The sequence below is a fragment of the Priestia sp. USM5 genome (genome assembly GCF_058323215.1).
On sequence record NZ_JBSGKN010000001.1, the window covers coordinates 111768 to 126835 of the forward strand.

The 15068-nt window shown below is 38.6% G+C and carries 14 protein-coding genes; 10 read left to right on the forward strand and 4 right to left on the reverse strand.

Going from position 1 to position 15068, the window contains the following annotated elements; translation table 11 throughout:
* Positions 1–5 precede the first annotated feature (5 nt).
* On the reverse strand, positions 6–320 hold the full coding sequence (locus tag ACWATA_RS00600; RefSeq protein ID WP_028411794.1) for a hypothetical protein: 315 nt from the start codon (positions 318–320) through the stop codon (positions 6–8).
* A 314-nt stretch (positions 321–634) separates the two neighbouring features.
* Between ACWATA_RS00600 and ACWATA_RS00605 the strand changes: the two genes are divergently transcribed.
* From ACWATA_RS00605 to ACWATA_RS00635, 7 genes are all read left to right on the forward strand, one after another.
* Positions 635–1843 (forward strand): argininosuccinate synthase, encoded by a 1209-nt coding sequence (locus ACWATA_RS00605; protein WP_033579611.1) that lies wholly within the window; start codon positions 635–637, stop codon positions 1841–1843.
* Positions 1840–3228 carry an argininosuccinate lyase gene (gene argH / locus ACWATA_RS00610; protein ID WP_014458026.1) on the forward strand — a complete coding sequence of 463 codons (1389 nt, stop codon included), beginning with the start codon at positions 1840–1842 and terminating at the stop codon, positions 3226–3228. The genes ACWATA_RS00605 and argH overlap by 4 nt, the downstream gene beginning before the upstream one ends.
* 164 nt (positions 3229–3392) lie before the next feature.
* Entirely contained in the window at positions 3393–3560 is a 168-nt protein-coding gene (locus tag ACWATA_RS00615) for a hypothetical protein (RefSeq protein WP_013059463.1), read from the forward strand.
* 150 nt (positions 3561–3710) lie between these two features.
* Positions 3711–4832 (forward strand): alanine dehydrogenase, encoded by a 1122-nt coding sequence (gene ald, locus ACWATA_RS00620; RefSeq protein WP_014458028.1) that lies wholly within the window; start codon positions 3711–3713, stop codon positions 4830–4832.
* A gap of 113 nt (positions 4833–4945) precedes the next feature.
* Positions 4946–5623, forward strand: a complete 678-nt coding sequence (locus ACWATA_RS00625) for a metal-dependent hydrolase (RefSeq protein ID WP_473050206.1) — start codon at positions 4946–4948, stop codon at positions 5621–5623.
* Between the two features lie 232 nt (positions 5624–5855).
* Positions 5856–6092: a hypothetical protein gene (locus ACWATA_RS00630; protein WP_034271480.1), complete on the forward strand. Its 237-nt coding sequence runs from the start codon at positions 5856–5858 to the stop codon at positions 6090–6092.
* 81 nt (positions 6093–6173) lie between these two features.
* Positions 6174–7490, forward strand: coding sequence for a CBS domain-containing protein (locus ACWATA_RS00635; protein ID WP_028411790.1), 1317 nt, complete (start codon positions 6174–6176; stop codon positions 7488–7490).
* Positions 7491–7761: 271 nt separating this feature from the next.
* Here ACWATA_RS00635 and ACWATA_RS00640 read toward each other — a convergent pair whose 3' ends face one another.
* Positions 7762–8058 (reverse strand): YtpI family protein, encoded by a 297-nt coding sequence (locus tag ACWATA_RS00640; protein ID WP_473049537.1) that lies wholly within the window; start codon positions 8056–8058, stop codon positions 7762–7764.
* 251 nt (positions 8059–8309) lie between these two features.
* Between ACWATA_RS00640 and ACWATA_RS00645 the strand changes: the two genes are divergently transcribed.
* The gene (locus ACWATA_RS00645; RefSeq protein WP_473049538.1) at positions 8310–9248 is read left to right on the forward strand and encodes a DHH family phosphoesterase; all 939 of its coding nucleotides are present in this window, start codon (positions 8310–8312) and stop codon (positions 9246–9248) included.
* Positions 9249–9286: 38 nt separating this feature from the next.
* Here the strand turns inward: ACWATA_RS00645 and ytrI are convergent, their stop codons facing one another.
* Together ytrI and ytrH are read right to left on the reverse strand one after the other, a co-directional pair.
* On the reverse strand, positions 9287–9805 hold the full coding sequence (gene ytrI / locus ACWATA_RS00650; RefSeq protein ID WP_014458035.1) for a sporulation membrane protein YtrI: 519 nt from the start codon (positions 9803–9805) through the stop codon (positions 9287–9289).
* A complete protein-coding gene (gene ytrH, locus ACWATA_RS00655; protein WP_013059455.1) occupies positions 9802–10137 on the reverse strand; it encodes a sporulation membrane protein YtrH in 336 nt (111 codons plus the stop codon). Before ytrH ends, ytrI begins: the two co-directional genes overlap by 4 nt.
* Positions 10138–10278: 141 nt before the next feature.
* Between ytrH and dnaE the strand changes: the two genes are divergently transcribed.
* Entirely contained in the window at positions 10279–13629 is a 3351-nt protein-coding gene (gene dnaE, locus ACWATA_RS00660; RefSeq protein ID WP_473049539.1) for a DNA polymerase III subunit alpha, read from the forward strand.
* 201 nt (positions 13630–13830) lie between these two features.
* Positions 13831–15060 (forward strand): NADP-dependent malic enzyme, encoded by a 1230-nt coding sequence (ystJ, locus tag ACWATA_RS00665; RefSeq protein WP_028411786.1) that lies wholly within the window; start codon positions 13831–13833, stop codon positions 15058–15060.
* The last annotated feature ends 8 nt before the right edge of the window (positions 15061–15068 follow it).

Sequence of the window (15068 nt, forward strand, 5' to 3'; positions counted from 1 at the left end):
TTTGTCTATCCGTGAACTTTTTTTGATATTTCCTCATTTGTTCGATACCAAATCCACAAATCATTAATAATAGAAGCAAGTTCTCCTATCTCGCTATTTAATTCACAGGAGCGGATAAAATTAGTCTCATCTTCTAACGCCGCTTGTTTTTGATTAATCCTCTTTTCTACAGATTGAATTTTGTCTGGAATTTGCCCTCGAATGGATTCCCATGTTAGGAGGATATCCTGCTGAACTTTTTCAGAATAGAATGTCCATTCTCTTTCAAGAGCAGGAATTTTTATACCGAGTCTGTTGTCATAAGTAAAAAAGCGCTCCATTTTTTCACCTCTTCCCTTCCATTTTATACAATGACAAAAGCCAGAGCTACTTTAAGTGAAAAATAAATCATTTATACTTGATTTATGCATATAAATATACAATGCATTTAAGGCAGGAATATTCATTCACGTCTATTTTTACAGTATTTTAAAAGCTTTTATCCTATTAAATTAAAAAAAACGTGAATTTATATACTTTTTTTTGAATAACTATTGAAAATAGATTAAAAAGTTGTTAAAGTAATAGTAGATTAAATGAATAAAAATTAAAACGGTTGTATTAATATATATATAATTTGTAGGAGGAATAGATGATGAGTAATCCAAAAGTTGTTTTAGCATATTCCGGAGGTTTAGATACATCAGTTGCAATTAAATGGTTACAAGAAAAAGGGTACGATGTGGTAGCTTGCTGTTTAGACGTAGGCGAAGGAAAAGATTTAAAATTCGTTAAAGAAAAAGCCTTAACAGTTGGAGCGGTATCGTCATATGTGATTGATGCAAAAGAAGAATATGCTAATACATTTGCATTAGCAGCACTTCAAGCACACACGTTATATGAAGGAAAATATCCATTAGTATCTGCACTATCTAGACCGCTAATCGCTAAAAAGCTTGTAGAAGTAGCAGAACAAGAAAATGCAGTAGCTGTCGCACATGGATGTACGGGAAAAGGAAATGACCAAGTGCGTTTCGAAGTATCAATTAAAGCATTAAATCCACACTTAGAAGTTTTAGCTCCTGTTCGTGACTGGAAATGGTCTCGTGAAGAAGAAATCGAGTATGCAAAAGAAAAGAATATCCCAATTCCAATTAACTTAGACAGCCCATTTTCAATTGATCAAAACTTATGGGGAAGAAGTAACGAGTGCGGCGTTCTTGAAGATCCTTGGGCAGCTCCACCTGAAGAAGCATATGACCTAACGGCTTCTCTTGAAAATACTCCGGACACAGCCGATGTAGTAGAAATTGAATTCGTTGAAGGTGTTCCAGTAGCATTAAATGGTCAATCTTATACGCTAGCTCAGTTAATTCTAGAATTGAATGAAATTGCAGGTAAGCACGGAGTGGGACGTATTGATCATGTAGAAAACCGTCTTGTGGGAATCAAATCACGTGAAGTATATGAGTGTCCAGCTGCTATGACATTAATTAAAGCACACAAAGAGCTTGAAGATTTAACATTAGTGAAAGAAGTAGCGCACTTCAAACCAGTGATTGAGAAAAAATTAACAGAAGTTATCTATGAGGGTTTATGGTTCTCTCCATTAACAAATTCCCTGCTTGCATTCTTAAAAGACACGCAGCAATATGTGAACGGAACAGTGAGAGTAAAACTATTTAAAGGGCATGCTATCGTAGAGGGACGTAAATCTCCTAATTCTTTATACAATGAAAAACTTGCAACATATACAAAAGAAGATGAATTTGATCACAATGCAGCAGTTGGTTTTATCTCATTATGGGGTCTTCCAACACAAGTGAGCAGCATGGTAAATCAAAAGAAGGTGACAACGGTATGACCAAACTTTGGGGAGGGCGTTTTACGAAACGCCCTGAACAATGGATTGACGAGTTCGGTGCGTCCATTTCATTTGATCAGCATCTTGTAGAAGAAGATATTGAAGGCAGTTTAGCACATGTAACAATGCTTGAGAAATGCAGCATTCTTTCTGGAGATGAAGCGTCACAAATTAAAAAAGGCCTTCAAACACTGCTTGAAAAAGCTAAGAAGAAAGAATTAACATTTTCTGCTCAATATGAAGATATTCATTTGAATTTAGAAAAGCTATTAATTGATGAAATTGGTCCGGTTGGAGGTAAGCTTCATACGGGTCGAAGCCGTAATGATCAAGTTGCTACAGATATGCACTTATATTTAAAAAAGCATGTTCAGCAAATTGTAGGACTGATCGAAAATCTAGAAGATGTGCTGCTTACAAAAGCAGATCAGCATGTCGAAACTATTTTTCCAGGCTACACACATTTACAGCGCGCGCAGCCGGTTTCTTTTGCTCATCATCTAATGGCTTATGTTTCAATGTTTAAGCGTGATGCTGAGCGTTATGCGGAATCACTAAAGCGTATTGATTTATCTCCTTTAGGAGCAGGAGCTTTAGCTGGTACGACATTTCCAATTGATCGTCATTACAGCGCGGAGCTTCTAGGCTTTAATGGAATTTATCAAAACAGTATGGATGCTGTCAGCGACCGTGACTTTATTTTAGAGTTTTTAAGCAACAGTTCTATTTTAATGATGCATTTATCTCGTTTTTGTGAAGAGTTAATTTTATGGTCTAGTCAAGAGTTTCAATTTATTGAAATGGATGATACGTATGCAACTGGCAGCAGTATTATGCCTCAAAAGAAAAATCCTGATATGGCAGAGTTAATTCGTGGTAAAACAGGACGAGTATATGGTCATTTATTTAGCTTGTTGACTGTGTTAAAAGGCACGCCTTTAACATACAACAAAGACTTGCAAGAAGATAAAGAAGGCATGTTCGATACGGTTACAACGATTGAAGGCTGCTTAACAATCTTTGCTGGCATGATTGAAACAATGACAGTAAAAACAAATGTTATGGAAAAAGCTACGAAACAAGATTTTTCAAATGCAACGGAGTTAGCTGACTATCTTGCTGCAAAAGGTATGCCGTTTCGTGAAGCACATGAAGTGGTTGGGAAACTAGTTCTCGTTTGTATTCAGAAAAATATCTACCTAATGGATTTGCCGCTCGAGCAATATAAAGAAGCGTCAGATTTATTTGAGGAAGACATCTACCATGTATTAAGTCCAAAAACAGCTGTTAATCGCCGCAATAGCGCGGGGGGAACAGGGTTTGAACAAGTGAAAAAAGCAATTCAGCTAGCTAAAGATGAATTGCATGAAAAAGCTTCAATATAAAACAGTTTTCAAAACGTCCGCAGAAAATTCTGCGGGCGTTTTTTGATGTGAGATAAATGGTATAACTAGAGCAATTAAGAAGAAAATAGAAAAGATCATGTAAGGGATTATGAAATAAAGTTCACATTCGTAAAGAAAATAGAGTGAAAAAGGAGAAGTGACATATGAAAGACAAAAAACATCCGCAGCATGTATATGAATATGATTTTGAAGGAGAAAAAGAGACATCAAGACAGCTAATGGATTCTTATTCAAGCGGCGTTATTGGCGATGCTATGGCTTCTGTAGTTGAAAATCCAGAAGCACAGAGTGATAACGAACTATATGAATAACTACATGCATATACTGTATATAGACTAAGAAAAGCAGGATTATGCTGAGCTCTATCGAAAGGTAACGTCATAGTAAATCCGGTTTTCTAAAGGATTTGGTGTGGCGTTCTTTTTTCAGTTAATCACTGATATAAGAAAAGAGGGATAAAGGTGAAAATTGGAGTGCCGAAAGAAGTGAAAAATAATGAAAATCGCGTGGCTATTACTCCAGCTGGTGTTACAGCTTTAGTTAACGGTGGGCATGATGTATATATTGAAACACAGGCAGGAGAAGGCTCTGGATTCCATGATGAAGATTACACAAATGCAGGAGCTTCTATTGTAAATACTGCAAAAGAAGCATGGGATGCTGAAATGGTTATGAAAGTAAAAGAACCGATTTCAGAAGAATACGGATATTTTCGTGAAGGACTTATTTTGTTTACGTATTTACATTTGGCAGCTGAAGAAGCGTTAACGAAAGCATTGATTGATAAAAAGGTAGTGGGTATCGCTTATGAAACGGTACAGCTTCCAAATAAAAGCTTGCCTCTGTTAACGCCGATGAGCGAAGTTGCAGGAAGAATGTCTTCTCAAATTGGAGCTCAATTTTTAGAAAAAACCAAAGGTGGCAAAGGGATTTTGTTAAGTGGAGTGCCAGGCGTGCAAAGAGGAAAAGTAACAATTATTGGAGGAGGAGTAGCGGGAACCAACGCTGCTAAAATTGCGGTCGGATTAGGGGCTGATGTCACAATAATTGATTTAAACGCTGATCGCCTTCGCCAGCTGGATGATTTGTTTGGTAAAGAAGTGACAACATTAATGTCAAATCACTACAATATCGCACAATCTGTAAAAGAGTCAGATTTAGTGATAGGAGCGGTCCTCATACCAGGAGCTAAAGCGCCAAAGCTTGTCACCGAGGAAATGGTTCAAACGATGTCAAAAGGGTCAGTTGTGGTTGATATTGCCATTGATCAAGGCGGAATTTTTGAAACAACTGATCGTATTACCACTCACGATAACCCGACTTACTCGAAGCATGAGGTCTTGCATTATGCTGTTGCTAATATGCCAGGGGCTGTTCCCCGCACGTCGACCTTAGCGCTGACCAACGTAACGGTTCCTTATGCTCTGCAAATAGCAAATCAGGGATATAAAAAAGCGTGCTTAAAAAACCCTTCCCTTCTTCAAGGCATCAACACCCTAAATGGGTTTGTCACTTACGCGGCTGTTGCAGATGCACACGGTCTAACTTACGCTGATGCAACAACTTTATTAGAGCAAGCATAATAAGGCATGTTTTTGCGCAGTTTGTGATATGATAGCCGCGTATTCACTCGTTTTGTAACCAAAACAGACGGGTAGAATATAGAAAAGGTTAGTGTAAAAGGAGAGAATATATGATGCACGTTTCTTATCATGGACATTCTGTTGTTAAAATTGAAACAAAAGGAAAAACAATTTTAATTGACCCGTTTATCACTGGAAATGAATTAACAGATTTACATGCTGAAGATGTAAAAGCAGATGTGATTTTACTGACTCATGGCCATAATGATCATGTAGGCGACACGGTGGAAATTGCTAAGCGCAGCGGTGCACTTGTTGTGGCAGTAGCAGAATTAGCTACATATCTTAGCTGGCAAGGCTTAAACGTACATCCAATGAGCATAGGCGGAGCCTATACATTTGATTTTGGTACGGTAAAATTGACACAAGCTTTCCACGGTTCAAGTTATACAGAAAATAATGAGAAAATTATTTATACAGGAATGCCGGCTGGTTTGCTTTTAACGATTGAAGGAAAGACAATTTATCATGCTGGAGATACGGCTTTATTTTCTGATTTAAAGTTAATTGGTCGCCATGAGCCTGACGTAGCATTTCTTCCAATTGGAGATAACTTTACAATGGGACCTGAAGATGCGGCTATCGCAGCGGAATGGGTGCAGGCAAAGCTTGTTGTGCCAATTCACTACAATACATTTCCTGTAATTAAGCAAGATCCTCATCAATTTGTTGGGTCTTTATCTGGCATTGAAGGAAAAGTATTAAAAGTTGGAGAAGGATTGGATCTTTAATCATAAATAAAGGCTGGGACAAAACGATTTCAGTTAAAGTTAAAAAAGAACGAGTAATCGATAATATCGATCACTCGTTCTTTTTTTATTGTTAAGGTGAACGTAGGTTTCACATTTGTTCATCTTTAGATTGAATCGATGCAGTTATGTCTTAATCTCTTTTTATTTGCAAAGAAACGTTCTGCTTTTTTTACTTTCCCGCATACGATAGTAATAATAAGGAGGGAGAGTTATGGAAAAAAATCGAGTTATTTTATCGCTTTTACTATGCGGAGTGATGCTTTACTATGCAATGCCGCACTTAGTGTTAACAACTGCGAGTTTGCAAGGGATTTTTAGTATAAGCTGGCTTACCTTTGCTCTTTTTGTAGCCGGAGGCAATTTGTCATCACTACTTTATGCACCGCGCCGTAAAAAGGCAGGTATTCAAAAAAATAGTGCGAGAAAGCCTTTGCGTCAAAGAGGTTAGATTGAATCCATTTCACTTCCCCCGTATAATAAAAGAAAAGACATATGAAACGTAAAAACGTTTTAGAAGGGTGAAGTACACGTGGCGACAAAACATGAGCAAATTTTACAGTATATCGATTCGCTTCCAATTGGTGAAAAAATTTCAGTGCGCCAAATTGCCAAAGAACTGACTGTCAGTGAAGGCACGGCGTACCGAGCAATAAAAGATGCGGAAAATAAAGGATATGTTTCAACGATTGAACGAGTAGGGACTATTCGAATTGAACGAAAGAAGAAAGAAAACATTGAAAAGCTCACGTTTGCCGAAGTAGTAAACATTGTAGATGGACAAGTGCTGGGCGGACGTGAAGGTTTGCATAAAACGTTAAATAAGTTTGTTATTGGAGCGATGAAGCTTGATGCTATGATGAGGTATACCGAGGCCGGAAACCTTCTTATCGTAGGGAATCGAGTAAACGCTCATGAATTAGCCCTTGAAGCAGGCGCAGCCGTTTTAATTACGGGCGGCTTTGATACGGAAGAATGGGTTAAGAAGCTTGCGGATGATCTGAAGCTTCCTATTATTTCAACGAGCTATGATACATTTACAGTTGCAACGATGATTAATCGGGCTATCTATGATCAGCTGATAAAAAAAGAAATTGTGCTTGTAGAGGATATTTTAACACCCGTCTCTGAAGCGGTTAGCTTGCAGTTAACCGATACGATTGAAAAATGGCACGAATGTAACGATCAAACGCACCACAGTCGTTTTCCTGTAGTAGATCAGCATATGAAAGTTCATGGAATGGTTACCTCAAAAGATGTTATTGGATATGATCTTTCCACTTCGATTGAAAAAGTGATGACGAAAAATCCGATGACCGTTCACGGGAAAACATCGGTCGCTTCTTCCGCTCATATGATGGTATGGGAAGGGATTGAAGTGCTGCCTGTAGTGGACGATTACCACCGACTAGAAGGCATTATCAGCCGTCAAGATGTCTTAAAAGCGCTGCAAATGATTCAGCGTCAACCACAGGTAGGAGAAACCATTGATGACATTGTAACGAATCAATTTATGGACGTACAAGAGACAAAGGAAGCACCTGTCTATCGCTGTGAAGTAACGCCACAAATGACAAATTATATGGGAACTATTTCATACGGAGTTTTTACTACTATTGTGACGGAAGCTGCCAATCGTGTTCTGCGCTTATATAAAAAAGGTGATTTGGTTATTGAAAACATTACCGTTTATTTTATTAAACCGGTTCAAATTGAAAGTGTAATTGAAATTCGCCCTAAGCTATTAGAACTGGGTCGGAAGTTTGCTAAATTAGATGTAGAAGTCTACAACGCCGGAGTTGTAGTAGGAAAAGCGATGATGATGGCTCAGTTATTGGACAGAGTATAAAAAAAGAAGCTGGGACAAAAGTATGTTAGACGAAGTGAAAAACGAACCATTTATCAACCATGTTGATGAGTGGTTCGTTTTTTTTTGTTAGGGTAAACGTAGGTTTCACCTGTTTAGATTCTTCTAGCCGTTGATTGGAGGGCAAGACGAAGACTCCAGCGGAAAGCGAAGTCTTGCACGGAAATCAACGGCGGTGTCTCAAGCGGTTCAGCTCATGTCTCCCATTTGTTCGTCTTTAGATTGGATTCCTCTCGTTATGCCTCAGCCTTTTTTACATTTGATCTGCTTCTTTTATTGCATAAGGCTGATAGTACTTATAAGCTTTGACACCTGCTATTATGCTACCTGAACCGAATAATACAAATAATATGCCGATGATAAGCGAAAGGTTTGTTTCGTAAATAAACCATTGATTGATCCCAAAAAATAATACAAAAAAGCCAAGACAAATACTCGACTTAGCGGAAATCCACTTTCGTTCCATTGGGCGTTTTGAACGTACGTATTTTACTTTTAAATACATGTAGAAAACAAAGGACACAACGATTAAAATCATAAAAAATGGCACAGACGCCCCTCCAGTCCGGTGTATTTCTATCCGTAATGTTTCTAGATGCTAGTAATGCGTAGTGTTGAAAGTGTTTACAGTAGTATCTATTATTTTACAGGTAAATAACAGAAAATTCTACTATTGATTGATTCTTCTTTTAAAAAGGAGAAGAGATATGATTTAATAAAGATTATGGATACAGCGCTGTGGAAATATAAGTGCATGTGGTACGTACATAAAACAAGAACAGTATTGACAGGAGAGAGAAAATGAAAGCACAAATATTAGAAGCTATTAAGCAGTTTGACACCATCATTATTCACAGGCACATTCGTCCAGATCCAGATGCATACGGATCTCAGTGCGGATTAGCGGAATTGTTAAAAACATCTTTTCCGGAGAAGAAGGTATACGTAACGGGAGAAGAAGCGGAGTCGTTAAAATTTTTATACCGTATGGATGATATCGCCGATGACACCTATGAAGATGCGCTTGTCATCGTTTGTGATACGGCGAATGAAGCGCGTGTATCAGATCAGCGCTACGCAAGTGGAAAAATGATCATTAAAATCGATCACCATCCGAATCAAACTCCTTACGGTGATTTACTTTGGGTTGAGACGTCTGCTTCTTCAACAAGTGAAATGATTTATGAATTTTACTTGGAAGGAAAAGAAAAGGGGTTAGCTCTTAATGATGAAGGAGCAAAGTTAATTTTCACTGGTATTGTCGGTGATACGGGCCGATTTTTATTTCCAAATACAAAGCCGAAAACGTTTTGCTATGCAAGTGAATTGATTCAATATGGCTTCAATTTTAAGGATGTATATGATCAGCTATACAAAACAAAAGAAAACGTCGCTCACTTACATGGATATGTGCTGCAAAACTTCACGATGTCTCCAGCGGGAGTTGCTCACATGAAAGTTCCGAATGAAATTCTTCGCAAATATGATGTGACACCTGCTGATGCCTCTCAGCTAGTCGGCTCGTTAGGACAAATTGATGGAGTGAAAACGTGGGTATTTTTTGTAGAAGAAGAAAATCAGATTCGGGTCCGCCTGCGTTCAAAAGAGCTTGTGATTAATACAATTGCTAGAAAATACAACGGAGGAGGCCATCCTCTTGCGTCCGGCGCTTCCATTGACTCATGGGAAGAAGTAGAGCCTTTACTACTTGATTTAGAAGAGCTCTGCAGTCAGGAGTAATCTGTAAAATAAGCCGTTGATTTTAAATCAGCGGCTTTTTATAGTACTTTTTCCATCTTTTTAATTCGAACTTCAATCGAAAGCGTTGTATAAAAATAAATTTGATGAACTTCAACTTCATAAATCGTTTTATCGAATTCGTATTTTTTGTTTTCAATTGCTTTTTTTAAGATATCCCTGCTTCGATACGCACTTTCAATATCTTGGGCAATTAAGTGCTGAGCTTCTTCGTCGACGCTTTTTTGAATATTGTATTCCACCACAGAGTTTACTTTATAACGATGGCCGTTCACTAATTTTACTTTCACATTTTGAATAATCAAATGCTGCTTCATTTCCTTGTTTAATGCTTTTACATCTTCTTGCCATGCGCTAATTTGCAAATTTGCTTTTTTTAGCTTATCATTAGCAATTCGAATCTCCTCTAGCTCTCTATCTCTTGAAACGCCGTAAATTGTTAAAAACACTCCCCAGCTGACAATTGCTCCAATGACAATACCGGCGAAAAAACGCTGCCAGTCGGAGCGCTTGAACATTCGCTCGCTGGGTACTCTCATACAAAGTGCTCCTGCGTTAACCACTTGATGATCAGAGCCCCGGTCTGAGCTCCTCCCATAGCGGATAGAATTAAAAGAATTTGTTTGAATACATCTTTTGTCGCTCCTTCAAAGAGTCCTCGCTCAAAGCTGTAAAACGTATCAAATGTTCCTCCGATGGCTCCGACAATTGCCCAGATTTTTAAGCTATTGCTGAGGGTATGCATAACGTACAGGGGAGATTTTCCAATTAAGAACCCCGCAAATGCTCCGATTAATGAACCGCCTAAAATAATACCTAATGAAGTAAAGTAACTCCAAATGAAAAGAGACATAAAAGGCTCTTTTGTCATGACGCGTCCTCCTTTACTATTTTATTGATAACTCATGCTTCCTACATATATATGGACAAACGTTCAGAGTTATGTAATTTGTCTACGCCCGCAACAAAATTTATAATGAGAATAAAGAATTAAAGAAAGGTGGGAAGTCCTGTGCCTTTTGTTCACTTACAGCTTCAAAGTTCTTATAGCTTACTAAGCAGTTCCGTTCGTATTCATGAACTTGTAGAAACAGCTAAAAAAATGAACTATGAAGCGATTGCTTTGACCGATGAAAATGTAATGTACGGAGTCATTCCTTTTTATAAAGCCTGCGTGAAAGCGGGGATTAAGCCGATTATTGGGCTTACACTATCAATTTTGGAACATGAAGAAAGCGAGCAAGCGTATCCTTTAGTTTTGCTAGCAGAAAATGATAAAGGCTATGAAAATCTATTAAAACTAAGCAGTTTAGTTCAAACAAAGGAAAAACACGGTGTAAAGAAAAAATGGCTCCAGCATTATAGCAGCGGGCTGATTGCTATTACACCTGGCGTAAGGGGAGAAGTAGAAACTCTGCTAGCAGAAAACAAACTTCAAGATGCAAAGCGAGTGCTTCAATTCTTTAAAAAAGTATATTCTCAGTCTTTGTATATATCTATACAGCGCCACGGACAGGATGAAGCTTTGATAAATCAGCAGTTAACGGAGCTTGCTGCTGAAGAAAATGTCCCGCTCGTAGCAACGAATCAAGTGAAATATTTAAAAAAAGAAGATCGGGACGCATATGATTGCTTAGCGGCTATTCGAGACGGAGAGAAATTACATAGCGGTGAACAGGTGCAAGAAGAAAGCAGCGAGTACTATTTCAAATCATCTCATGAAATGGAAGTTCTCTTTCATGATCAGCATTTTTTAATAGAAGAAAGTATAAAAATCGCAAGACGATGCGAGCTTAAAATTTCTCTAGGCGTCATGTCTATTCCAAAATACCCTGTTCCTCCGTCAGTTACATCATCAACCTACTTACGCACTCTTTGCGAGAAAGGACTGCAAGAAAGAGTTCAAGTGATCACGGAACAATACCAGAAACGCTTAGATTATGAGCTGAACATTATTGAAAGTATGCGCTTTAGCGATTACTTCCTTATCGTGTGGGATTTTATGAATTATGCTCATGAACATGGTATTTTAACAGGTCCAGGTCGTGGCTCAGCGGCGGGCTCACTAGTTTCATACGCCTTACGAATTACAAATGTTGATCCAATTCAGCATCAGCTTCTCTTTGAGCGCTTTTTAAATCCTGAACGTATTTCGATGCCTGATATTGATATCGATTTTCCTGATAATAAACGGGATCAAGTCATTCAGTATGTGGCTCAAAAATATGGAGCGCTGCATGTAGCTCAAATTATTACATTTGGAACATTAGCGGCTAAAGCAGCCGTACGTGATGTAGGAAGAGTGATGGGATTTGATCAAGAGGCGTTAAATAAAATGTCTAAAGCGATTCCAACTAAACCAGGTACAACGTTAAAAAGCGCTCTTCGTGATTCAAGAGTTCTTCAAACTTATTTAGCAGAAAATGAAGCCAGAAAGCAATGGTATAACATTGCCATGAAGATAGAAGGACTGCCAAGGCATACTTCCACACACGCAGCAGGCGTTGTGATCAGTGAGAAGCCGCTGACGCAATCTATAGCTGTACAAGAAGGACATGATGATGTATATCTGACTCAATATCCAATGGAAGCTCTGCAAGACGTTGGGCTTTTGAAAATGGACTTTTTAGGTTTGCGTAACTTAACCATTTTAGATCACATTTTAAAGAAAATTGAGCGGGACATGAACCAAAAGCTGTCACTGTCTCGTATTCCATTTAACGATCAGAAAACTTTTGAACTGCTGAGTAAAGGAGATACGACAGGGATTTTTCAGCTAGAGTCAGATGGAATGAGAAGGGTTCTTCAGCAATTAAAACCTACAGAGCTAGAAGATATTGTAGCAGTTAACGCGCTGTATAGACCCGGTCCGATGGAAAATATTCCAACTTATATTAAGCGCAAGCACGGAGTGGAGAGCGTCATATATGACCATCCCACGCTTCAAGGCATTTTACAATCCACCCATGGCGTTATCGTGTATCAGGAGCAAATTATGCAGATTGCTTCAAAGATGGCTGGCTTTTCTCTTGGAGAAGCAGATTTATTGAGAAGAGCAGTTAGTAAAAAAGAACGATCCGTGCTTGATCGTGAACGAGCACATTTTGTTCAAGGAAGCGAGAAGAAAGGATATGACCTATCCGTTGCTAATCGAGTATATGACCTTATTGTGCGCTTTGCTGATTATGGCTTCAACCGGAGCCATGCCGTTGCTTACAGTATGGTGGCCTATCAGTTAGCTTATTTAAAAACACATTATCCGCTACAGTTCTTTTCAGCGTTGTTAACGAGCGTTATTGGAAACGAAGGGAAAATTGCTCAATATATTAATGAACTCAAAAGAAAAAAAATACAAGTTCTCCCACCTTCTATTAACAAGAGCATGTATTCGTTTAATGTAGAAGGTGAAAGAATAAGATATAGCCTTGCAGCGATTAAACATATTGGTGCGGCAGCTATGCAGGAAATAACAGAAGAGAGAAAGAAAAAAAGATTTGAAGACTTATTTGATTTTTGTGCACGTGTTTCACCAAAAGCCGTGAATAAAAAAGCGCTTGAAGCTTTGATTTTGTCCGGAGGCTTTGATGAATTTGGAGAAAATCGAGCAACTTTATTAGCAACCATTGATGTAGCATTTGAACATGCAAGCTTGGTCCTCCCTGATGATGATTTTGGATTTGGAGCTGAATTTTCGTTAAAGCCTAAATATATGGAAAAAGAGGAACTGAAAATAGAAGATCGGCTTCAGTATGAAAAAGATATGCTAGGTTTTTATTTATCAAGCCACCCTGCTTCTCAGTATGAAGCACTGAATTCCTTTTATTCTGTTGTTTCTCTTCACGATATGAAAGAACACGCTTCAGGAAAAGCGGTCTCTCTTTTAGTATTTGTGTTGGAAATTCGCGTCATCCGCACGAAAAAAGGAGAGCAAATGGCCTTTTTGCGCATCACGGATGAAAGTGGAGAAGGAGAAGTTGTTGCATTTCCCCGCGTATTTGAGCAGAATCGTCTGCTGTTTGAACAAGGTAAGGTTTTACTGATACATGGAAAGATAGATGAAAGAAATGGGCAGCAGCAAATTGTTTGTCAACGTGCTGAAGCTGCTAGCGAAGCGGTTCAAAAATTACCGTCAGAAGAATTGTACTTACGTATAGAAACAAAGCAAGGTACGGAAAAGCTGCTTCATACTATTTATCAGCATTTTCAGTCTCATAGAGGGAAAATCCCCGTGAAAATTTATTATGAGGCAGAACGTCAATTGGTCAAGCTTCCTGTTCACTATTCTGTTGAACGAAGCGATGAGTTGATCAAAACGTTAAAAGCAATGCTTGGAGAGAAGCACGTTGTGTTCAAGAAGATATAGTCTTTACAGATTTCATGTGATGTTATATGGTAAAATAGTTAAAAAAGTGGTCTGACCACCGTTTTTTTATAAAATATACGAATTAGATGCGTTTTTCTTGAAATGAAATGCAATTGGATTTATAACATCATATGAGTGTGGGAAAGAACATGGTTCAGGCACAGTATTTGTTATCATTTTGTTTATTGGGAGTGAAATTCATTGTCTTTACGTGAAGAAGCATTGCATATGCACCGCATTAACAAAGGTAAACTAGAATCAAAGTCCAAAATTCCTGTTCGAAACGCAGAGGATTTAAGCCTTGCTTATTCCCCTGGTGTAGCAGAACCTTGCAAAGAAATATATGATGATGTAAACAATGTATATGAATATACGATGAAAGGAAATATGGTAGCTGTTGTATCTGATGGCACTGCCGTATTGGGCTTGGGCAATATAGGCCCTGAAGCTGCTCTGCCAGTAATGGAAGGGAAAGCGGTCCTTTTTAAAAGTTTTGCCGGCGTAGATGCATTCCCAATTTGTTTAAACACGACAGATGTGGACAAAATTATAGAAACTGTTAAATTGCTAGAACCAACTTTTGGAGGCGTTAATTTAGAAGATATTGCGGCTCCTAACTGTTTTGAAATTGAAGAGCGGTTGAAAAAGGAAACAAATATCCCGGTTTTTCATGATGATCAGCATGGGACGGCTATTGTTACGGTAGCGGGTCTTCTTAATGCCCTGAAGCTGACAGGAAGAAAAATGTCACAAATCAAAGTAGTAGCGAATGGAGCAGGAGCTGCTGGTATTGCTATTATTAAATTATTATACAGCTATGGAGTGCGCGATATTATTATGTGTGATTCCAAAGGAACGATTTATGACAAGCGTCCTCACGGCATGAACCGTATAAAAGATGAAGTTGCAGCCTATACAAATCGAAGCAAAGTAGAAGGTACGTTAGCCGATGCGTTAGAAGAAGCTGATGTATTTATTGGAGTGTCGGTTGAAGGAGCACTCACATCGGAAATGATTGGAAAGATGAATCCAGACCCAATCATTTTTGCAATGGCAAATCCAGTGCCTGAAATTATGCCAGAAGAAGCTAAAAAAGCTGGCGCGAAAGTAATCGGCACCGGGCGTTCAGATTTTCCTAATCAAGTGAACAATGTCTTAGCGTTTCCGGGGATATTCCGAGGTGCACTGGATGTGCGTGCTACTCATATTAATGAAAAAATGAAAATGGCTGCAGTTGAGGCCATTGCTAATTTAATTACGGAAGAGGACTTGAATACAGACTATGTGATTCCAGGGCCATTTGATGCACGAGTGGCTCCGGCAGTAGCCGCAGCTGTTGCAAAAGCAGCTATGGAAACAGGCGTTGCCCGAATAAAAGTAAAGCCAGAAGCCGTAGCTGAAAATACACGCCGTTTAGCGATTATTGAATAAGGTTACAT